The sequence below is a fragment of the Pseudoalteromonas sp. TB64 genome (genome assembly GCF_000498095.1).
Taxonomy (GTDB): domain Bacteria; phylum Pseudomonadota; class Gammaproteobacteria; order Enterobacterales; family Alteromonadaceae; genus Pseudoalteromonas.
The window spans coordinates 1-21,881 of record NZ_AUTQ01000208.1 but is presented as its reverse complement, the minus strand read 5'-3'; the positions used below and the strand labels follow the sequence as shown (position 1 = coordinate 21,881).

At 37.2% G+C, this 21,881-nt stretch carries 16 protein-coding genes and 1 pseudogene; 9 read left to right on the top strand and 8 right to left on the bottom strand.

The window, feature by feature from the left end; all coding sequences use genetic code 11:
* The coding region (locus tag L647_RS0117420) for an ISAs1 family transposase (protein WP_024610393.1) at window positions 1-1,059 on the top strand (1,059 nt) is incomplete at its 5' end.
* A gap of 149 nt (window positions 1,060-1,208) precedes the next feature.
* Here the strand turns inward: L647_RS0117420 and L647_RS0117415 are convergent.
* Complete coding sequence (locus L647_RS0117415) at window positions 1,209-2,126, bottom strand: LysR family transcriptional regulator (RefSeq protein WP_007587269.1); 918 nt, start codon at window positions 2,124-2,126, stop codon at window positions 1,209-1,211.
* A 131-nt stretch (window positions 2,127-2,257) separates the two neighbouring features.
* Here L647_RS0117415 and L647_RS0117410 point away from each other — a divergent pair, with 131 nt between their 5' ends.
* The 3 genes from L647_RS0117410 (at window position 2,258) to L647_RS0117400 (ending at window position 5,168) form a co-directional block, all read left to right on the top strand.
* Window positions 2,258-3,397 carry an alkene reductase gene (locus L647_RS0117410; RefSeq protein ID WP_024612182.1) on the top strand — a complete coding sequence of 380 codons (1,140 nt, stop codon included), beginning with the start codon at window positions 2,258-2,260 and terminating at the stop codon, window positions 3,395-3,397.
* 385 nt (window positions 3,398-3,782) lie between these two features.
* Window positions 3,783-4,040, top strand: coding sequence for a hypothetical protein (locus L647_RS0117405; protein ID WP_024612181.1), 258 nt, complete (start codon window positions 3,783-3,785; stop codon window positions 4,038-4,040).
* Between the two features lie 378 nt (window positions 4,041-4,418).
* Complete coding sequence (locus tag L647_RS0117400) at window positions 4,419-5,168, top strand: DUF6515 family protein (protein WP_024612180.1); 750 nt, start codon at window positions 4,419-4,421, stop codon at window positions 5,166-5,168.
* Between the two features lie 87 nt (window positions 5,169-5,255).
* On the opposite strand, the gene L647_RS0117395 is transcribed toward L647_RS0117400, so the two are convergent.
* Window positions 5,256-5,780, bottom strand: coding sequence for a hypothetical protein (locus L647_RS0117395; protein ID WP_024612179.1), 525 nt, complete (start codon window positions 5,778-5,780; stop codon window positions 5,256-5,258).
* Window positions 5,781-5,826: 46 nt separating this feature from the next.
* The gene (locus tag L647_RS0117390; protein WP_024612178.1) at window positions 5,827-8,505 is read right to left on the bottom strand and encodes a DEAD/DEAH box helicase; all 2,679 of its coding nucleotides are present in this window, start codon (window positions 8,503-8,505) and stop codon (window positions 5,827-5,829) included.
* 258 nt (window positions 8,506-8,763) lie between these two features.
* Here L647_RS0117390 and L647_RS0117385 point away from each other — a divergent pair, with 258 nt between their 5' ends.
* The gene (locus tag L647_RS0117385) at window positions 8,764-9,774 is read left to right on the top strand and encodes an SMI1/KNR4 family protein (RefSeq protein WP_024612177.1); all 1,011 of its coding nucleotides are present in this window, start codon (window positions 8,764-8,766) and stop codon (window positions 9,772-9,774) included.
* An 89-nt stretch (window positions 9,775-9,863) separates the two neighbouring features.
* Here the strand turns inward: L647_RS0117385 and L647_RS0117380 are convergent, their stop codons facing one another.
* Complete coding sequence (locus L647_RS0117380) at window positions 9,864-10,562, bottom strand: NUDIX domain-containing protein (protein WP_024612176.1); 699 nt, start codon at window positions 10,560-10,562, stop codon at window positions 9,864-9,866.
* A gap of 185 nt (window positions 10,563-10,747) precedes the next feature.
* On the opposite strand from L647_RS0117380, the gene prs reads away from it, so the two are divergent.
* Together prs and L647_RS0117370 are read left to right on the top strand one after the other, a co-directional pair.
* Window positions 10,748-11,602: a ribose-phosphate diphosphokinase gene (gene prs, locus L647_RS0117375; RefSeq protein ID WP_024612175.1), complete on the top strand. Its 855-nt coding sequence runs from the start codon at window positions 10,748-10,750 to the stop codon at window positions 11,600-11,602.
* 10 nt (window positions 11,603-11,612) lie between these two features.
* The gene (locus tag L647_RS0117370) at window positions 11,613-13,208 is read left to right on the top strand and encodes a nicotinate phosphoribosyltransferase (protein ID WP_024612174.1); all 1,596 of its coding nucleotides are present in this window, start codon (window positions 11,613-11,615) and stop codon (window positions 13,206-13,208) included.
* Window positions 13,209-13,319: 111 nt separating this feature from the next.
* Here the strand turns inward: L647_RS0117370 and L647_RS0117365 are convergent, their stop codons facing one another.
* The 3 genes from L647_RS0117365 to L647_RS1000000126520 all read right to left on the bottom strand — a co-directional run bounded on the left by L647_RS0117365 (window position 13,320) and on the right by L647_RS1000000126520 (window position 17,494).
* Window positions 13,320-15,386 carry a catalase gene (locus L647_RS0117365; protein WP_024612173.1) on the bottom strand — a complete coding sequence of 689 codons (2,067 nt, stop codon included), beginning with the start codon at window positions 15,384-15,386 and terminating at the stop codon, window positions 13,320-13,322.
* Between the two features lie 247 nt (window positions 15,387-15,633).
* Complete coding sequence (locus tag L647_RS0117360) at window positions 15,634-16,467, bottom strand: mechanosensitive ion channel domain-containing protein (protein WP_024612172.1); 834 nt, start codon at window positions 16,465-16,467, stop codon at window positions 15,634-15,636.
* 826 nt (window positions 16,468-17,293) lie between these two features.
* The gene (locus L647_RS1000000126520; RefSeq protein ID WP_253948900.1) at window positions 17,294-17,494 is read right to left on the bottom strand and encodes a hypothetical protein; all 201 of its coding nucleotides are present in this window, start codon (window positions 17,492-17,494) and stop codon (window positions 17,294-17,296) included.
* Between L647_RS1000000126520 and L647_RS0117350 the strand changes: the two genes are divergently transcribed.
* Together L647_RS0117350 and L647_RS0117345 are read left to right on the top strand one after the other, a co-directional pair.
* Complete coding sequence (locus L647_RS0117350; RefSeq protein WP_343223071.1) at window positions 17,400-19,418, top strand: CotH kinase family protein; 2,019 nt, start codon at window positions 17,400-17,402, stop codon at window positions 19,416-19,418. The two genes, L647_RS1000000126520 and L647_RS0117350, sit on opposite strands and share 95 nt — an antisense overlap.
* A 188-nt stretch (window positions 19,419-19,606) precedes the next feature.
* Entirely contained in the window at window positions 19,607-21,574 is a 1,968-nt protein-coding gene (locus L647_RS0117345) for an oleate hydratase (RefSeq protein ID WP_024612171.1), read from the top strand.
* Window positions 21,575-21,691: 117 nt separating this feature from the next.
* Here the strand turns inward: L647_RS0117345 and L647_RS0117340 are convergent.
* Window positions 21,692-21,881 (bottom strand): annotated as a pseudogene (locus L647_RS0117340) (hypothetical protein); the annotation flags it as partial.

Sequence of the window (21,881 nt, the reverse complement as noted above, 5' to 3'; positions counted from 1 at the left end):
AAAGTGGTTCATAAACTATTTGATATCATATTCTTAGCCGTCAGCGCTGTTGTGTCTGGATGCCAAGGCTGGGAAGATATTGAAGATTTTGGTCATGATAGATTAGATTGGCTCAGGAAATATGTTCCCCTAGAGCAAGGTATTCCTCGTCATGACACAATTGCCCGCGTACTAAGCCGTATCGATATGACGCAATTTCAAGATTCTTTTTCTTCTTGGATGAAAGCATGCACTAAGTTAACCCAGGGCGATGTCGTAGCTATTGATGGTAAATGCTTAAAAGGCTCATTTAATCAGTCAGATAGGCGCGATGCACTTTATATGGTCAGTGCGTTTTCATGCGAAAATGGTGTCGTTTTAGCGCAATGTCCTGTTGATAAAAAGTCGAATGAAATAACAGCGTTACCAACACTTCTTGAGTTACTTGAGATAAAAGGGTGCTTAGTCACAATTGACGCCATGGGGTGTCAAAAATCAATTGCAGAAAAAATAGTGAGCAAAGAAGCTAATTACCTTCTTGCAGTGAAGGCAAATCATAAAGGACTCCTGTCGCAAATAGAGGGGGCTTTATTACCGGAGATAACACGACAAGCGTCTGAAGGGATTTTGTTTAATGAAGCAGATTATCAAAAAAACAGAGAGGAGTTTAGGTGTTGTGCAGTGCGTCATGATGTAAGTGATTTATCAGAAACGATACACTGGGAAGGTGCAAAGACGGTGGGTGTTATTGTTTCCTACAGAAAGGAAAAAGGTAAAGTAAGCAATGAGTTATGTTATAGGTACTATATCAGTTCAGCATATTTAACGGCGGAAGAATTGGCAAGGTCAGCGCGGCAACATTGGCAAATAGAGAACGGATTACATTGGCGTTTAGACGTAGGATTTAAAGAAGATGAGTGCCGAATTAGGCGCGAAGGTGCAGCGCCAGTATTTGCAGGGCTGAGGCATATCGCATTTAATCAATTAAAGGCTGAAACCAGTTTTAGTAAAGGTATGCCAGCAAAGCAGAAGAAAGCGATGCGCAGTACAGCTTATCTTGAAAAGGTATTGAATTTATAGTGTTTTTTCATGCTCTTGCCCTGTATAGCTACCTTTAATAATTTATGTGTATAAATTATTTAGCACTTAATTATGTCACTAGTTTTTTAATTTAACACTCGCACTAAACTCTAAATTTATTTAGCTTACTAGAACAGTTAAATAACGCTTTATAAGTTTTGCAGTTGTTCTATCAACCATTTATGAATTGGACTGTTATTAGTACGAGGATGCCATGCGGCTATTACTTTAAATGTAGGTGGTAGCGCCTGCGTTTTAAGCTGTTTAACTTTGCTGTTTGGTAATAATCTTGATGGGTAAAACGCCAACATATCGGTTGTATGTAAAATGTCGGGCACTGCTGAAAAGCTCGGTACCGACATAACAATATTTCGCTTTAAACCCTTATTTGCAAACCATTGATCGTGTGATCCACGTAAATTAGCGCGCGAAGGCGACACTACCAGCTGTGGGTGCGCTGCAATTTGCGAAAGTGTTAAGGGCTCATTTTCAAACTCATTTTTACAACCTGTAATACACAAGTGCTGCTCTTCTAGCAAAGTGACATATGCCAAGTTGTCAGGAATAAACTCAGGAAAGCTTATAAGCAAATCAAGCTCGCCTGCGGTTATAAGTTGATTAACGTTGTCGGATGCAAAGTCGCGCACTATAAGCTTTAAACCCGGTGCTTCGCGGCGGGTTATATTAAAGAGCTGAGGCAATAACGCCTGCGTTGCATAATCGGTCGCACTAATAGTAAATACACCTTTGTAGCTTTGTGGTGTAAATAACTCTGGCTCTAGCAAGGTTTCTAGTTGTTTTAATATATGAATAATAGGCTGCTGCATAGCGAGGGCTTTAGGGGTCGGCACCATACTATTACCTTGGCGTATAAATAAACGATCATCAAATAAATCGCGCAGTTTTCGTAGCTGCTCACTAATTGCTTGCTGAGTTAAACCCATTTTACGAGCCACTTGCGAAAGGTTTTTTAAATCAAGTAATGCGTTAAGCACTCTGAGCTGTTTAATATCGAGCCTATTAATACCATTCATAATTGTATCTAAAACAAAAAACTGTTGTTTCAAATTGTATCTTTAAAACTCTATCCTTACCAACATTGCTTAAGCAGCGAATTGCTGATTAAGCCCATCACAATATTTTATCTCGTTAAATGCGAGGTAATAAGCCACTAAGTTTGCTTTAAGAGAGAGTTTTAATGAATCATCCTATTTCAGATACCAGTACGTTATTTTCATCTGTAGAACTTGGTCCTTTCACACTTAAAAACCGTATTGTAATGCCACCACTAACACGCTCTCGCAGCACTCAGCCGGGTAATATTCCTAATGAATTAATGGCTGAATATTATGCGCAGCGCACGTCAGCTGGCTTTATGGTTACCGAAGGCACGCAAATAGAACCTCGAGGTCAAGGCTACGCTTGGACCCCTGGTATTCACTCGCAAGCACAAATTGAAGGTTGGAAAAAAGTAACAAAAGCCGTACACGCTAAAGGCGGTGTTATTTTTGCTCAGCTTTGGCATGTAGGTCGTGTATCACACACGTCGTTACAACCAAATGCAGATAAACCGGTTGGCCCTTCAGATATTGTTGCTGACAATGTAAAAGTCTTTATTGAAACCGCACCTACTGAGGGCGCGCTTGCTAACCCAAGTGAACCCCGAGCCCTAAGCACTGCTGAGGTTGGTGAGCTAGTAAATATGTATGCTCAAGCTGCACGCAATGCTTTAGAAGCAGGCTTTGATGGTGTGGAGCTTCATTGTGCTAACGGCTATTTAGTTAATCAGTTTATTTCTGAGCACTCCAATAATCGTGACGATCAATACGGTGGAACACTTACTAATCGTCTGCGCTTTTTAAAAGAGATAGTGGATGCTGTGAGTGGCGTAGTGGGTGCCGATCGTTTAGGTGTACGTTTTGCTCCTTTGTTTGCAAGTACAGATGAAACAAGAGTGTATTTAGGGCTTGTAGAATCAGACCCTCACCACACTTATGTAGAAGCTGTAAAAATACTTGAAAAAGCAGGTATTGCTTATCTATCAATTGCGGAAGCTGATTGGGATAACGCCCCTGATTTACCAGAACAGTTTTACAAAGCGGTAAGAGCTGAATTCTCTGGTCGCATTATTTATGCTGGTAAATATACAGTAGAAAAGGCAATTCGTATTTTAGGTGAAGGTTACGGTGACTTATTTGCATTTGGTCGCCCATTTATAGCTAACCCTGATTTACCAGAGCGTATAGCGAATAATTGGACGTTTAACGAAGCCGATGCAGCGACCATGTATGGCGGCACTGAAGTGGGTTATAGCGATTACCCGTTTTATCAAAAGTAGCCAACCTAAACTCTAAACGATATATAAAATTGGTATAGAACCAATACGGTTTTATACCTGGTAGCTTAATTAAGCTACCTGTTTTGAGGTAAGAAAACGGTGTTGATAACACAGCTGGGATTTTGTTGTTAATTGATCTCTACAATTACTCTACTTTGCTCTACCTTCGGCATTTATGCAGTCGTATAGCAGTCATTTTTTAATAGAGTTAACGTTAGATTTAATCTCTCAAATTGATTAAGTATTACTGCGGATTGGTATTAGCGTCAAGAATAGTAAAGATAAGTAAAAGGGTGTAAAGCCTCCCTACATTGCCCTTACATGCAGTTGGCATTCAGTTTCAAACGTCAATACTAGCCATGTTAACCACAAACGAGGCAATATTATGAAACTTACATTTATACTACCGGCACTATTAGTTATTGGCACTTTATCTAGTTCTGCATTTGCAGCATCACATGATAGATATACAAAGCAAGAATATAAAAAGGTTCAGCTAAAACGAGAACTGAAAAAAATTAACCAAACTAAGGTAATCAAGTACGTTCCCGTTAAAGTTGTTAAAAGAAACGTTAATAACACAGCATTTGTTAGAGTTAATACCATAACGTATCACCCAAGCCTTAAATTTATTAAAAGATAGATGCGTACTTTAAAATATAAAGTAATGTTTGCGGCAATAAATAACGTGCCGCAAACTTAGCTTTTTACACCATTTAAACTCTATTTTATTGGTATTACCCATCTAAAAATGCACAGAAATAACGTTTTCTAAGCGCAACAAAATAATCCAAGCATATAATTTAATAGCAATATTATTAAAATACCTCTCGTAATAAACCCCCTTATAAAGAACAGAATCCTCTGTAAAATCGTCAAAAACAACTAAGTATGTCAATAACTGTCAGTAAAATGTAAAAAGCTGTAAGGTCTGTCTCTGAAACTAGCACATATCAGTTACCATTCAGTTTAAGGCGTTAGTATTGAACTTAGTTATGTAACAACATAAACGAGGCATACTATGAAACTTACTTTTTTACTACCCGCACTGCTTGTTATAGGCACTGTGTCGGGTTCGGCGCTTGGGGCGCCGAGTGAGGAAAACAGCAAGAGCTATAAACGCGATCACGATAAACGTGTTGAACATAAACGTGACGAACGCAAACACGAAAAACGTGTTGAATATAAGCGTGATGAACGCAGGCATGAAAAGAAAAAACGCATTGAGTATAAGCAAGATAAACGCGAGCAACGTAAATATGAAAATCGTAAACGTGCTTACGTTAAAAGTAATCACCATAAAGTTGTTACTTACAGACCAGGTAGATTAATAAATCACTTACCGCGTAATAGTGCATCTATTAGATTTAATGGTATTTCTTTTACTTTTAACGATGGAATTTATTATCGTAAAGCTAAAAGTGGTTACCGCTCAGTAATACCGCCAAGAGGGTTGCGTATAAGATCTCTACCTAAGCATTACTCACGTATAAGGCACCACAACACTACATATTATACATATCAAAACGTGTATTACGTTGCTGATAACGACGGCTACACCGTTGTAGACACACCAAATATACAATTAAATAAAGCAATCAAAATAGGCAATGCTAATGATTATAGTTTAGGTGAAACCTATGACTCACTGCCCTCATCGGCAGAGGCTGTAACCATTAATTCTAAACAATATTTTAAATACAACGATATTTACTTTTTACCGCAAATAAGTGGCGATGAAATAAAATACCTCGCCATAAGCCTTGGTTAATCGTCTTATTCGTCTTAAATAAAAAGGCTCAGCTATTAATAGCTGAGCCTTTTTATTGAATGCGACTCTCCCTAAAATGTGCCTTAATTACCACAACACACCAATTAACCATCTAACGGTGACAGCTAATGAACTAGCTAAAAAAGATCCCGCGAATGCCATAAAGCCTGTAATGAGAAGGCTCCCATCGTTATTTAGCTTTGAATATAAAGCAAGTAAAAGAAAATAAGCCGCCCAAATAACAAAATAGATGAAGAATTGATAAAAATAGCTATCTGCAAAAAATGTAACTACGGGGATATAAACAGCTAAAACAAAAGGAAATATCAATAAAAAAAGAACTGAAAGGTATGAGCTTGTTTCGTATATTGATATTAGTAATGTTTTTAAATCACCTCGTTGGGCTAATTCCCTACGGTATTTAGTGTTATTTTGCTGTATTGACTCCTCTAATGATATGTTCATTTTTTTCGCGTTATCAGAAATACTTTTATCTCTAATTTTTTCTTTTCTAGAAAATAAATATCCTTCTATTGACCTGTACAACGTTAATAAGGCCATAAATAAAAATCCGTAATAGCCATACTCAGGCTTTAATAATGATAGAAACACTTTAATTCCTTTTATATTATTGAGTGTGTTTAACAGTAAACTTTAATTATGTAACACTAAGCTTACTAACAATATGCTGTACACATGTACTTTTATCAACAACCCATAATCCATAACTAATTGGCAGTATTTCTATATTAGCGCGGCTAAATAATTTATAGGTATCGAGCTCAAAAAAGTCAGCCCATGGTCCAGGAAAACCAATTAAATTAATTGCGAGATATTGACCATTATGACGGCACAAAATATCAACATCCGTTCCAGCTATTGTATAACCAGCCCACGTTTCTATTTTTAACTGTGTTAGTTCATCAATAACACGTTGCTGAAACTCATCAATTTCCGATGTAATATTATGAGTTGCTTTAAACTGCGTTATTGAACTTAAATAGCGCCTTAATAAATAATGCTCTGGCAACTGCGTTTCATCTATTGATAAAAATACGTATTGCTTTTGTCTTGCCCGTGTAATGCACACATTAAACACATCCGCTTTATTTATATAAGCTGCGGCTCTTTTTGCATTATTATCAACCGCAAAAGAGATAAGCATAATATCTCGTTCTTCACCTTGAAAACCAAATGGAGTAGCGGCTCTAATTTTGTGTTTTATTATTTCAGCATCACTAAAATGAGCTTCTATTTCTTTGGCAATATAATCAGCTTGGTTTCTAAAAGGCGATACAACGCCAATGCTATGGTTTATTCCAGTGCTTTTATCATCACTAATTTGTAACTTAATCGCGTTTATAACACTGCTTGCTTCAAGATGGTTAATGCCCGCACTATCTCTAATCCCATCTACACGTTGTACAAGTAAATTTCCCGTGCTTGTGCAGGGTCTATGCTGCATTATTTTTAGTTTTGATTGATAAAAATGCTCATTACTAAAATGAATTAGCTCTGGCTTACTTCTAAAATGCTCATCTAAAAATGCGAGCTGTTTATTATTATTCAATGCATTTAAGGCTAAATCTAAAATAGAGTTGTCACGATAACTCATAATGCCGCCATCGCTAAGGCTCACATTATTTTTAGACATCAGTTGAGATTCTTTACTTTTTGCCAAAAAAGAATAATGCCTTAACTGTTTAGTGTCGCCCACAATCATCGCTCTTTTTGCGCGATAAAGTGCGGGTAAGCAACTACTGATATTACATTGCGTAGCTTCATCAATAATTACTAAGTCGAACATTTCAGCTTTTAACGGTAATACTCTATACAGCGTATTTAAACTAACCAACCACACCGGAAAAGCCGATAATAAAGACTCATATTCTATATTATCAAAAAGCTCAAATTGCCTTTTAGATGTGCGACTACGAATAGCTTGGTTAAATGCGTTGAGCGATTTACGCTGGGTATTAACCAGAGCGTTAAGATTTTTATTTTTTAACGCGTTTAAATAACTACTCGCCAGTTTTTCTCTTTTAAGTTGTTGGGTATTTATTTGCTCTAACGAAGACCACTGCTTTGCTAATTGCCCAATACCACGACGAGCAAATTTAATGTATAAATGTGTAAGCCATTTAATATTTTTTTCTTCAAGATTTTTGAGTCTTTTCCCTCTAATTATTGCTCGGTGGCAAAACTGACTAAAACGTTGCTCTAGCTCGTTTAATAAGGTGTTTAATTCGTTTAGTTCAGACTCAATAAGCGCGGGGTTATCTTGTTCATCCGCTAAGTACCCTGCTAATAAATCGGCAATATAGTCTTTTAGTTTTTTTAAAAATTCTTTTTGCCCAGCGCGTATAGACACATCACTTAAACCAAAGTTTTCATCAAGCTTATCGGCTATTACATCAAGTGCGGGGTTGTTGTTTGCAACAATAAGCACCGACTCTCCTCGCGCCATATGCTCTGCTGCAATAGCTGCAATGGTGTAACTTTTTCCTGTACCTGGCGGTCCAGAAACACATCCTAAATTTATATTTGCTGCAATCGAAATTACTTTCTTTTGAGGACCCGACAGTAAACCTGGTAAGTAATCATACTTTAATTTTTTATTTTCGATTGTGGGCTGCACAGCCCCAATTAAACCGTTAATGGGAGGCGGTAGTTTATTTGATTCTATGATTTCTTCTAACTCATGAAGCACACCACGGCTACTACTTGAGCGCTCTACAAAAACCAGCATAGAGACGGGTAAAAGTGCGGATTTTTTACTTTTTAATGCTTTTTTTATTTCATCATTGTTAGCAAGTTCAGGATAGTTTAAAAGCTCAAATACATTGATTGCTAACGGGCTTTCTTTTAATAATGAAGTCCAAAAATAAGCTGACTGAATATCAGCAGTTTCATCAATATTTGTAAGCTTATTAACCTCAGGCATTAAAAGCCCTGTTAATGATTCATTTATATCGGGGTGATGTTCATTTAAAGAGAAGTAATAGTCGTCTTGCTCTTTTTCAATAACAGCTTCATTAAATAAAATAGGCGAAACAACCTGCTTTATCTCGCCCTTAACTTCTATGTTACCAACGAATATAAAGCGAGCATAAAGTAATACTCGCTCTCGTTGATACACCTCAACGCGCTTCATCATTTGATCAGCAAATTCTTTGGGAATAGGAAGGCGCGGTAAAAAGCCTGAACCTAAATCATCACGACCCTCAAGAATAAGGCGGTCTTCTTTTTTTAATTTATTTAAATTCCATAAATTTAAATCCGCGCTATCTTCTTTATAACAATCACGATAATAAGAAAGTACATTTTTACTGCTCAAAATTGAAACGCCTTATTAAAATGGTGTATTAACTTATTATGCTTTATAAGTGACCCTGTAATTAAAATAACAAGTACTCACTAATAAGCATATTATACTTTTTTAGGATAAAAATTAAGGTAAATAATTACTAGCAAGCTATTACACCTGTTAATAAATTGCAAATTAAACAGTGTGTTACATATTTATTCTTATAAAGTATAATAAAATGATAAGCTGCTAAAAATGAGCGCAATGGATTACATAAAAAGAGGAAAAATGAAAAACATCATAACTTACACTGAAAATTTAAAAGAAAATAAGTGGGGTGATTTTCACTTTGATTTAATAAAAATAAATACACTGCCAGAGTTTGAAAATTTAAATAGCTCTGGCGCTATGAGTATTTTTAGAGAAGCTATTTTTAAAGAAATACAAAATTTAACAGCAAAGAGTACGTTAAAGTTACTCATTATTACCCCAGATACAACGTCAGAAAAAGTGTATGGTATTGCTTTTTTACAGGACAAAGAAATTTTAACCATGGAAGTAGAAGCAACGCCTCTATTTAATCAGTGGTTCAGCTCAATTAATAAAAACGCATCAACACCTAAAGTATATACATTTACAAGTAATAGCAGTTCAAGTCGCTCCCTTTTTAACAACGAGAAAGAGCTTACTCATAAAGGTATGGGGGAGTTTATTTGTAGCCAAGTTCCAAATAGCTTTATTGCTGAAAAGTTAACTAAAGAAAAAGCTGACTTTTTAACGCCTTTTATACAGCTCAATGCATCTGATAACTTTGAATTAATTGAACAATATTTTAAAGCGTTGGTAAAACAAAATAACCTCAATGTTATTGAGCCCAAAAACAACGATGCTATTTATGCTGAATTTGAAAACGAAGCCGGCTTTGCATTCCCAGCTATACTAAAATCGTTTTTAACACTACATAATGGTGTCGAAAATACAGCATTTATGAGCGTTCAACGCATTTTAAAAGAATGGCGCGACTGGCAGTCTATTTATAATGAATGGACTCAAGAAGAGTTATTCGACACCGATAATGAAAGTAATATAAAAACCGTACCCATGTACGTTACTCCTTATTGGGTGCCATTTTTTAATTTGGGAGGTGGTAATTTTATAGCGCTAGATTTTGCACCAAATACCAAAGGTACATCAGGCCAAGTAATATCATTTGGCGCAGATGAACAAAGTGCCATTTACGAGACTAAAACGTTAAGTGAGTTTCTAAAAGGCTTTATTACTGCCGATAGCTCTGAATAACTCCAATAACTTAAGAACTTACTTTAATAGCACTTACCTGAAGTAAAAAAGCGCTCTTACAGTTGTTTTAAGAGCGTTTATTTAATTTATTAAACACTTAAATTACGCTCAAAGTTTACAATATCAACGCCGGCTTTTACTTTGTATAACTGCGCTAAACGTCCGCCCGATTTAACTTTTTCATCTAGTGTTTCAAACATATCAGCAGCTTCAATGCGTCTAATAATACTTTTACGCTGAACAGGCTTACCTATAATGGTTTCAATTACGGACTTAAATTGCCCTACGGTAAAATGCTCTGGCAAACAATAAACCGGCGCCATTGAATACAACGCTTTTTGTTTTAAACGCGCCTTAGCTTGCTCAATAATATACTTATGATCAAAAGCCACTGGCAAATTATTTACTTCATCTAAATCTATCCACTTTGCATCGTCAACCGTTTCTATGTGAGTTGATACTTGCGCCTCTGCAATTAATGCAAAGTACACCAAAGTGACACTAAACCCTCTCGGATCTCGATTAATACCAGAGTATGTTTGCAACTGCTCTAAATATTGAGGCGCTACACTGGTTTTTTCTTTAAGCTTTCTAAGCGCCGTCATACTTACACTATCGTCAATATCTACATCAACAAACCCACCTGGTAAACCCCATCGACCTATAAAGGGTTCACTCGCACGCTTAACCATGAGTACTTTTAAAGCACCGTTTTTAACGGTAAACAGTACACTATCAACTGTAAATAATGGATTTTTATATTCGGTAATATCGTAATGTTCAGTCACAGCATACTTCCGTTAAGTTAATGTCTTAATGACACAATAAATTAAACGTACCTCAATTTCAAGCTGCAGTACAATCACAGACATATATAAGTTCAGTGATTTAGTTTAAAAAATAGCTTGATTAGTATAAGTACATTTGGTAATTTAATTGTGTCGCTAAGACACAAACATTAAAAGGACAAAAAATGAAAGTATTTAGTTATGACTCATCAGGTAATAAATCGTTAGTTGATTATGATCACTTTACTTTTTCTGGCGGTGAAGAGCATGTAAGGTTCAACTCTGCTACTTTTTCAGACTCTATAAAAATAGAGATTTTTGAACGACTAACCAATTCTTCAAAAATGGTTAGATTAATGATTGCTGTTGATGCCTTAAAAAGATTAACAAATGAAAGTGCGCCTATCGAACTTGTTATTCCTTATTTTCCTTATGCACGCCAAGACCGAGTATGTGTTGAAGGAGAAGCGTTAGGCGCAGCTGTTATGGCAAACTTTATTAATAGCTTAAACTTTTCAAAAGTGACTATTTGGGATGCGCATAGCGATGTATCCCCTGCTTTAATTAACAGAGTCACCAATATTGAACAAATTTCGTTACTTGCACGCTGCGAAGAGCTAAGCCAGCGCTTAGCAAAAGGCGAACTAACTCTTATTTCTCCAGATGCTGGGGCGAGTAAAAAAACCATTAAAATTTCAGAAAAATTCAATGGTGTACCTGACGTTATTCAAGCTCAAAAAGTAAGAAACTTAAAAACAGGCGAAATAGTAAAAACAGAAATTATTGGCGATGTTAAAGGTAAAAGCGTACTTATTGCTGATGATATTTGTGACGGCGGCAGAACCTTTATCGAACTTGCCAAGGTACTAAAAAGTAATGGCGCTGTTGAAATTTCTCTTTTTATAACTCATGGCATTTTTTCAAAAGGGCTTGATGTTTTTGAAGGCCTAATTGATAAAATTTACACAACAGATTCGTTTAAACCGGCTAATGAGTTTAAAAATAGTAACAACATTAGTTTACAAATAATTGAGATGTAAGGAAAACACGATGACTATTACAGCTGCAAGTATGCAAAAAGACGTTTATAAAGAATTTCATAGCCGCGCTTATCACCCTGACGTAACAGAGGTATATGCAAATTATACCTCTCGTAGTGGCAAACTAAGTAACATAGAAAATAACGATAAAGTCGCGTTTGTTGGTCTTCAATACTTTATTAAAAGTTACCTTCAAGAAGAATGGGATGAGTTTTTTAAAGTAGATAAAGCAACGGCTGTTGCTAACCATAAACGTATTATGAGCTCAATGCTTGGCTATACTGTTGATGTGAAATACTTAGAAGATTTACATGACTTAGGTTACTTACCATTAAAAATAAAAGCATTGCCTGAGGGGACATTAGTTCCTTACTTAGTACCGCCAGTGACTATAGTGAATACAAAAGCGGGTTTTCAATGGCTAACTAATATGATTGAAACGGTATTAAGCTGTGAAAACTGGCCAATTCAGACAAGCACTACAACGGCTGTCGCTTATTTAAAAGTATTTAAAGAATTTGCAATTAAAACTGGCTTAGATATGGATTTTGTACCATTTCAAGGTCATGACTTTAGCTTTAGAGGTATGTTTGGTAAACATGCTGCGGCAATGAGTGGCTTTGGTCACTTAGCATCGGGACTTGTTGGTACGGATGTTATTACTGCGGTTTTATTTGCTGAAAAATATTACGGTGCAAATGTAGATAACGAACTTGTTGGTTGCTCAGTAGATGCAACAGAGCACTCGGTTACATGTTCTTGGATACTGGAAGGCGAAATTGAGTTCTTTAAATATTTAATGCAAGAACAGTCACCTAAAGGTATTTTAAGTGTTGTTTCTGATACTTGGGATTTTTGGACTCTAGTAACTGATTATTTACCACAGTTAAAAAGCGAAATAATGGCACGTGATGGCACGCTAGTTATTCGCCCCGATTCAGGGGATCCTGTTAAAATGTTAACCGGATATAATGTTTCACCTATATCAGATTACAGTGAATTATTTACAACTCAAAATGAAGCTGAAGCTGACGTTATTAATAAAGGCTATGAAGCGTATTACTTTAACGGCCAATATTTTGGGTTTGAAGACAACAACACTATCGAACTAATGGAATGTGAAGTTAAAGGGCTTATTGAATGCCTATGGGATATATTTGGTGGCACAACAACACCTAAAGGTTATAAGTTACTTGATGAGCATATTGGTGCTATTTACGGCGATGCGATTACCTTAACGCGCCAACGCCAAATTCTACAAAGACTTATGGACAAGGGTTTTGCATCAAAAGTGGTTTTAGGCATGGGTTCATACAGCTATCAATATGTAACGCGTGATACTCACGGCTCAGCAGTAAAAGCCACTAGCATTGTAAAAAATGGTAAACGTGTTGCTATATTTAAAGACCCTAAAACTGATTCAAAGAAAAAATCAGCAAAAGGACTTTTAAAAGTTGAACGCGTAAACGGCGAACTTACTTTATTTGATGACGTAACCGAGCAAGAGGAAGCGCAAGGTCTATTAGAAGTGGTTTTTGAAGATGGTAAAATAATTAAAGAGACCACGCTAAGCGAAATAAGAAGCGTAATAGATAAGCAAATTTAAAGCTTATTTATTGGCACAATAAGTAAAAGCCGTTGTAGCAATACAACGGCTTTTAATTTTAAGAGTAAATTAACGCTAGATAGATTTAAAAATAATATTCCGAATAAATACTTATCGCTGCCAAAAACGTAGATTACGTAGTGACTCAATAAATGCCTCACCCGATATTTTAGCTAAATCAATCCAGCCATCATCTGCTTTATCATCAAGCCCTGCAGCTTTAAATAATGGTTTAGCTTGAGCTGTAAAGCCTATGTATTTCATATGAGCGTATGCATCACTTACAAAGTCTTTAGCTTCTGCAATAGCAGCTAATTTTTCGGCTCCCTCTTCAGTGGTAAGTACAAGCACGGCATCGTATAAAACCGATGGTCCACCATTAATAACCTGATCGGCTTCAAAGTGCTTACCCTTACTACATTTAGCACCGCCAACTTGCGCAGCTATAATTTCAAAGTTTGCGCCTTCGCTTTTAAGTGCATTTACAACCGATTCAAAAATATCTGCATCAAACCCATCACTCACTAAAATACCTAACTTGCGTACTTTAAACGTATTTGGCGCATTTTTTAAAATACTTAACGCGTCAGATACAGGTAGGTCTTTGCGAGTTGGCATAGCAGCCTCAGCAGGGTCTGGCATCTCTTGTAAACCAAGTCCTTTGGCAACTTTGTTTGCGAGGGTTTCGTCAATATTTAATAAATGCGAGACCAAACGCTCTCGTATTGGTAAATGCTCAACTTTAGAAAGCTCAAACACGTACGCAGATTGTATATGCCCCTGCTCTACCTCGGTTTGACTTAAGTAAAACTGGCGAGCTTGGCTGTAATGATCTGCAAATGTGTCTGAGCGATAACGTAGCTTGTCACCACTCATTTGCTCTGATGAACTTTTAAACCCGTGCGCTGGGCATTCGCGAGGGTTATTTTCGCTTGCGCTCCATGAGTTAGGTTCGTAGTTAACACGTCCTTTAGGGTTTTGCATCGCCATGTGACCATCCTGCTGAAAATGCCTCATTGGGCACTTAGGCGCATTTACCGGAATTTGCGTAAAGTTAGGTCCACCAAGGCGTTTTGTTTGAGTATCAAGGTATGAAAAGTTTCGCCCTTGTAATAATGGATCTGGTGTAAAATCAAGCCCTGGTACAATGTTTTGAGTACAAAATGCAACTTGCTCTGTTTCTGCAAAAAAGTTATCTACTACACGATTAAGTACCATTCGCCCCACTATTTTAACAGGTACTTGCTCTTCTGGTATGAGTTTAGTGGCATCGAATACATCAAATTCAAACTCATCAGCAAACTGCTGATCGAATACTTGTACACCAAGTTCCCACTCTGGGAAGTCACCATTACCAATAGACTCCCACATATCGCGACGATGAAAATCGGGATCGGCACCATTTAATTTAAGCGCTTCATTCCATACCACCGATTGCATACCGCCTTTTGGTTTCCAATGAAACTTAACGTATTTTTCCTCACCTTCGTCATTAATAAATTTAAAAGTATGAACACCAAAACCTTCCATAAATCGCAACGAGCGCGGGATAGCTCTATCAGACATTGCCCACATAACCATGTGCATTGACTCTGGGGATAAACTTACAAAATCCCAAAAGTTGTCGTGTGCGGTTTGCGCTTGCGGAAAACCCCGGTCAGGCTCTGCTTTAGCTGAATGAACTAAGTCAGGAAACTTCATCGCATCTTGAATAAAAAACACCGGTATATTGTTACCGACTAAATCCCAGTTGCCTTCTTGAGTATAAAATTTAACGGCAAAACCACGTACATCACGTGCTAAATCAGGAGAACCCTTGTTACCGGCAACAGTAGAAAATCGCGCAAATACGGGTGTTTTTTCACCTTTTCGTTTAAAAATATCGGCACAGGTCAATTCTTCTAACGAATCGTAAGTTTCAAAGTAACCATGCGCACCGTAACCACGAGCATGCACTACTCGCTCAGGAATACGTTCATGGTCAAAATGAAAAAGCTTTTCGCGCAGCACCTGATCTTCCATCAAGCCAGGACCGCGTTCGCCTACTTTTAACGAGTTTTGATCGTCGCTTACAGGGCAACCTTGAGCTGTGGTCATTGTTGGGTAGCCATCTGATGCACTTTGGCGCAGCTCGCCGCCATTTCCTTTTTTACCTGCGTATTTAAATGATTCAGCCATGTCTAATCCTTCATTACAATTTAAGTGATTGGGTTAGTTTTTTAAAGTTTGCTTAACAGCAAAAGTAACTGAGCTAAATGCAAAATAAAGACCAAACAATAAGAGTAATAAAAGCGCGGGATACAGAGTAAAAGTGATGCTTTAAGTGGTATTAAAAATAGAAAAACTTACAGAGCTCTGTAAGTTTTTCAAGATCAAAAAAAGGCACTTTAAAAGTGCCCTTAGATTTAAATCGTTTTAAATTTAGTTAATCTTTGCTTTCGTTAACTAAAATAACTTTACGATGTGGGAAAGGTATTTCGATGTTGTTTTCATCAAGTGCTTTTTTAATTAGCTCTGGCACAGTGTAAAGAACATCAAAGTAATGCTCACCCTTACAAAAAGGTCTTACTAAAAAGTCTACTGAGCTGTTGTTAAGTGTCTCTACTTCAACAAAAGGCGCTGGATCTTTTAGTATGTGTGGGTGCGCTGCAAGTACAGCATCAATAACTTTACGAACTGCATCTGTATTTTCATCGTAAGCAACACCAAAATGCATATCAACACCACGAATTGGATGATGTGAATGGTTAATAATTTGCGCTCCCCAAATTTGACTATTTGGAATGATAACTTGTTGATTATCGAATGTTTGTAAAATAGTAGTAAACATATCAACTTCCATCACTTTACCAAAGCGCCCTGCAGCCTCAATAAAGTCATTCACTTTATAAGGCCTGAAAACTAGCAGCATTACACCTGCTGCAAGGTTCGACATTGCACCTTGTAACGCCAAACCTATAGCAAGTCCCGCAGCACCTAGCAAAGCAATAATAGAGGCTGTTTGTACACCAAAGCGATTTAACACCGCAATAATAACGAACGCTAATATGATGTATCGAGCCATGCTGCCTAAAAAGCGAAATAGCGTGTCATCAAGATGCGTGTATTTATGGCACAAGCCAATAATTAAATTGCGTACTTTGCCTGCTAACCATAAGCCAGCAAGTAAAATTGCAATCGCAAGTAATATATTCGTAGCCCACGTAATTGCTGCGGGTAGGTATTGATTTATATCAATGTTATTTATTATGTTTTCCATTATTTTTCCTGTTATTACAGCTGTTCTATAAAGCTATTAAATTGTTCTATTCCGTATTAAGCGCAGTATCTTAACAAAAAATTAACTAATGTACGAATAAATAAGTAGTTTTACATATGCGCAAAAGCATTTAAGAAATAATGAAAGTTAAACTAAAAATTTTCCTACCAATAACAAAAATAAGCTATCTAATTGTAAATAAACAACAAAAAAAGTTCTTACTTTATTTATTAAATAATTATTTATATATTAATCATGTAAAAATTTAATATGATCTTTTTAATATTGCACTTTCATTACACTTTACTTGCACTTTTCTTACACAATTGAATGTTAATTTAATGCCTTAAATTGCATAAAAGGCTAAAACATGAAATATAACCCTATTTATATATGCTTATTACTTGCCACCAGCGTACTTGTTGGCTGCGGTGACTCAGGCGAAAGCACCGACACAACTGATACCGATACATCAGAAAGTACTGATAACACTGATAGCACCTCTACCGTATCACTCGTTATTAATGAAATTGTTGCTTCTGCCGCTGATGACGGTAATGACTGGATTGAGCTTTATGCATTACAAGATATAGCCACGCTCTCTAGTTATAGTATTGTTGACGACAATACCGAGCATGAAGCGCAATACCTACCTGACATTGCTTTAGCTGCTGGCGNAAGCCATAGATGAAGCAGATACTCCTCCTGATGATGGTTACTACGTTACCTTTAAACTAGGCAGCGATGATGCTGTAACTCTGTTTAAAGACGCAGCACAAATAGACCAATTAGATTGGGAGGAAGGCGATGCACCGCAAGGCGCAAGTTACGGTTTATTTACCGATGGCGCAGGTACTGCGCAAACTCTAAACCCAACACCTAACGCTGCTAATGAAGAGCTTAGTGACGACTCATCTGTCACTTTAGATAAAATAACTAATAACGATGCACCTATCAGAATAAATGAAATTGTTGCCAGCGATAGCGATAATGGATACGACTGGATTGAGTTTTTTGTTACTGGCACGTCTGCGGTTAACTTAAGCGACTACACCGTTGCCGATGAAGACGGTGAACGCATGGCTTTACCTAATATTACATTATCGGCTGGTGAGTTTTATCGCGTGTACGCAACCACAAGCGAAACAGATGATTTAGAAACGGTTGCGTTTAAGCTTGGTTCTAGTGATGAAGTTAGCCTCTATAACGGCGACGATTTAGTTGATCAACTAGCGTGGGATAAAGGCCAAGCACTCATTGAGTTTAGCTATGGTCGCTTTCCTGATGGCAGCGACGCTACTAAAATATTAACACCAACACCTTTAACCGCAAATACACTAGGCCAACATGGTCCTTTAGTTATAAGTGAAGTTGTTGCCAGTGACATAAATGGCTCAGCAGACTGGTTTGAGCTATACAACAGCAGCACCGATAATGTTGCCCTAACAAACTACAGCATTATTGATGAAAGCGACGACATAGAGCCACAAAGCTTGCCTGATGTAACATTAGCACCTGGCGAATACTTAGTTATTTATGCAACAGATGAAGAAAGTAGTGGCTACACTGTTAACTTTAAATTAGGTAAAGAAGATGAGTTAAGCTTAATTCTTAATGACGAAACTGTTGACTACATTAGCTGGAAAGAAAGTGATGTTATTGCAGGCTTTAGCTACGGATTAAGTGATGTTACTACAATAGAAAACAGTTGGGACAAAGCATTTTTAACGCCTACTCAAGGTAGTGAAAACAGTCAAGCAAAAGCATTTAACCCTACTTTAGTTAATAGTTTATCTATAACCATTACCGATGAAAATTGGAATGACATACTAGATAATCCATTAGATGAAGAGTACCACGAAGCCAGTATTACGTTTAACGGCGTAACGCTCGACAGCATAGCAATAAGAACAAAAGGCAATTCCAGCCTAACCAGTGTTGCTAACTCATCGAGCGATCGCTACAGCTTTAAAGTAGATATAAACGAATATGTTAGTGGGCAAAAACTATTTGGTTTGAAAAAGTTTACCTTACATAACTCGTACAACGACCCTTCTTATATGCGTGAAACAATTGCCTACGATCTATTAACCGAAATGGGCATTGCCACACCACAGCATTCTTACGTTAATTTTTATGTAAATGGCGAGCTTTTTGGTTTTTACCTTATGGTTGAAGCAATTGATGGGACGTTTTTAGAAAACAACTTTGAAAACGCTAATGGCGACTTATATAAGCCAGACGGAACAGGCAGTGACTTAGTATGGATAGATAACGATATTACAAGCTACGCTGACATTAATTTAAAAACCAATGAAGACACTACCGACAACGGCGCAATTTTAAACTTTATTGAGCAAATTAATAACGGCGAAACCGATGCAACTGATGTAGACGGTTTACTAAAATATTTATCAGTGAGTGTTGCCCTATCAAACCTAGATAGCTATCACGGTACGTTAGCGCACAACTATTATATATACGACAGAGATGGTGTGTTTAGCTTGTTACCATGGGATTTTAACGAATCATTCGGCACATTTACGATGGACTGTAATGGCGTTGATATACGAGAACTTTATATAGACGAACCAACCAGTGGTGCACTTGCAGAGCGCCCACTTGTAGCAAGCGCATTAGCGAGTGAAAGTAACTTAACAACGTATCATGCGTACTTACAAACGTTAATTAATGGCTCGCTTTCAAGCGCTCAATTTAGTCAACGTATTGCTGATTTAAAAGATTTAATTAGCGAGCATGTTGCTAATGATCCAAGTGCTTTTTACAGCTACTCACAGTTTGAGCAAAATCTTACATCATCGGTTAATAATTTTTATGGTCTAACCGAATTTATGGATTATCGCGTAACTAACATGACCCAACAACTTAGTGGCGAGCTTCCATCGGCAGGCACAGGTAGTGGCTTTTGTGGTAACTCGTTCCGCCCATAGGTTTATTATAAATATATTTAGATAGTAAATTAATTAACAAAGAGCCATACAAACTGTATGGCTTTTTTGTTTTTAATTTTTCCACTTCAAATCCCAAAGTTTGATCTAATACAAAGTAAGCCTCGTCTGAGCATGCAATTATGGGATTAGCAAATACTGCTAATATTTTACCCATAAGGGGACGCATAATGTCTAAAAAAACGATTTCTAAGTTTGATATTTCTGCAACCGCACCAGAGGGTTTTGAACACGAACCCGATGCAACTAAAGACTTTTGGCATAACACGCCTAAAGGCACACTGCCCCCTTATGATTTTATTTCGCCTTATGCCCGCCANGAAAATCGTAGTGCGTGGATAGTCGGTGGCGGTATAGGTGGTCTTGCTGCGGCGTTTTATTTAATTCGTGATGCTCATATGCCTGCTGAAAACATCACTATTTTAGAAGAAATGAGTATTGAAGGTGGCTCAATGGATGGGCAAGGTAATCCTGAGGATGGGTATATTATTCGTGGTGGTCGTGAAATGAATTGGAACTACGATATTCTTTGGGACCTATTTCAAGATATACCCGCTGCTGAGCTTCCTGAAGGCTACTCGGTACTTGATGAATATAGATTAATCAACGACAACGACCCTAATTACTCAAAAGCACGCTTGATAAAAAGTTGTGGTGAAATTTTAGATGCTACCGACTTTGGATTAAATAAATCCCAGCAATGGGAATTAATTAAATTAATGCTAAAACGCAAAGAAACACTAGATGATATAACCATTGAAGAATATTTTAGCGCTGGCTTTTTAAAAAGTAACTTTTGGTTTTTATTTCGTACTATGTTTGCCTTTAAAAATTGCCATAGCCTGCTGGAAACAAAGCTATATTTGCATCGTTTTCTCGATTCTATAGATGGCTTTGGAGACATGTCTCTTTTAGTTTTTCCTAAATACAATCAATACGACACATTTATAAAGCCGCTATCGGATTATTTACGAAAAAAAGGGGTTAAATTTCAGTTTGATACCTGCGTACACGATCTTGATATGAACTTCACCGATGATAAAAAAACAGTCGCGGGTCTTCAAGCTATTACGAAAGGGCAAAAGCAATATATTGCAATAGAGCCAAAAGACTTAGTATTCGCTCTCAATGGTTCAATGACAGAACAAACCGCATACGGTGACATGGATACAGTGCCCGTTCTTACTTGCGAAAAAAATGATCCAGGTAAAAATAGCGGTTGGAACTTATGGAAAAACCTCGCTGAAAAATCACCTGTTTTTGGCAATCCTGAAAAGTTTTATGGGGATGTAGATAAATCTATCTGGGAGTCAGCAACGCTTACATGTAAACCATCACCCCTTGTTGATAAACTAAAAACGTTATCGGTTAACGACCCATATTCTGGTCGCTCAGTTACAGGTGGCATTATTACCATAACCGATTCTAATTGGTTACTAAGTGTTACGTGTAACAGGCAGCCTCACTACCCAGAGCAACCCGACGATATATTAGTACTGTGGGTTTACGGTTTATTAATGGATAAAAAAGGAAATAAAATAGAAAAAACAATGGCTGAATGTACAGGCAAGGAAATACTAACTGAACTTTGTTACCACCTTAATATTGAAGAGCAACTTGACGACATAGTTGCTAACACCAAAGTACGTACTGCTCTTATGCCGTATATTACAGCACAATTTATGCCGCGAGCTGCTGACGACAGACCTCGTCCAGTGCCACAAGGCTGTACTAATTTAGGTATGGTAGGTCAATTTGTTGAAACCCGTAATGATGTTATTTTCACGATGGAAACATCAATAAGAACAGCACGAATTGGTGTATATAAATTACTAAATATTCCAAAGCAAGTACCCGATATAAGCCCCACTCAATACGATATTCGTAATTTAATTAAAGGTGCACGTGCGCTTAATAGTGGTAAGCCATTTACTGGCGAACGATTACTACATCGCTTGCTCGATAAAACCTATTTTGCTCATATTTTGCCGCCACTCCCTGAAGCCGATAGCAAAAAGCAAACACATTTTGAAGAAGAGCTAAATGCACTTCTCGGAAAAGGGAATATCGTAATCCATAAGTTTACAAATTGGGTAGGCTCGATTAGAGATAACTTTTTGCACAAAGGAGATAAATAATACAGTTTAATCTGAGTTCGGCTTACTTCGTTCTTGATAAATAACTTAGATTTATACAAAAAATGGGGAAGCGGCAAGCCGCTTCCCCATATAGTTTATTAAACCAATTATTAATAACTAAGCTGTTGATACGTTTTCAGCACCTGCATTTTCAAGCGCTTCTTTTATATCATCCTTATTGTCACTGGTGTATTTAACACCTATAAGTACAGAGCCTTCTTTAATTGCATCTTCGTAATACTTAATTTCATGCTCTGGAATAAAGGCACCAATAATTGCCCCTACAGCTCCACCAGCGGCTGCACCC

What these genes read in the sequence shown, in the direction of transcription:
- L647_RS0117400 (WP_024612180.1), top strand. Translation starts at nt 4,419, where the DNA reads ATGAAACTTACTTTTTTACTACCCGCACTGCTTGTTATAGGCACTGTG.
- L647_RS0117360 (WP_024612172.1), bottom strand. Translation starts at nt 16,467, where the DNA reads ATGGAAAACATAATAAATAACATTGATATAAATCAATACCTACCCGCA.
- L647_RS0117370 (WP_024612174.1), top strand. Translation starts at nt 11,613, where the DNA reads ATGACTATTACAGCTGCAAGTATGCAAAAAGACGTTTATAAAGAATTT.
- L647_RS0117405 (WP_024612181.1), top strand. Translation starts at nt 3,783, where the DNA reads ATGAAACTTACATTTATACTACCGGCACTATTAGTTATTGGCACTTTA.
- L647_RS0117365 (WP_024612173.1), bottom strand. Translation starts at nt 15,386, where the DNA reads ATGGCTGAATCATTTAAATACGCAGGTAAAAAAGGAAATGGCGGCGAG.
- L647_RS0117385 (WP_024612177.1), top strand. Translation starts at nt 8,764, where the DNA reads ATGAAAAACATCATAACTTACACTGAAAATTTAAAAGAAAATAAGTGG.
- L647_RS0117410 (WP_024612182.1), top strand. Translation starts at nt 2,258, where the DNA reads ATGAATCATCCTATTTCAGATACCAGTACGTTATTTTCATCTGTAGAA.
- prs (WP_024612175.1), top strand. Translation starts at nt 10,748, where the DNA reads ATGAAAGTATTTAGTTATGACTCATCAGGTAATAAATCGTTAGTTGAT.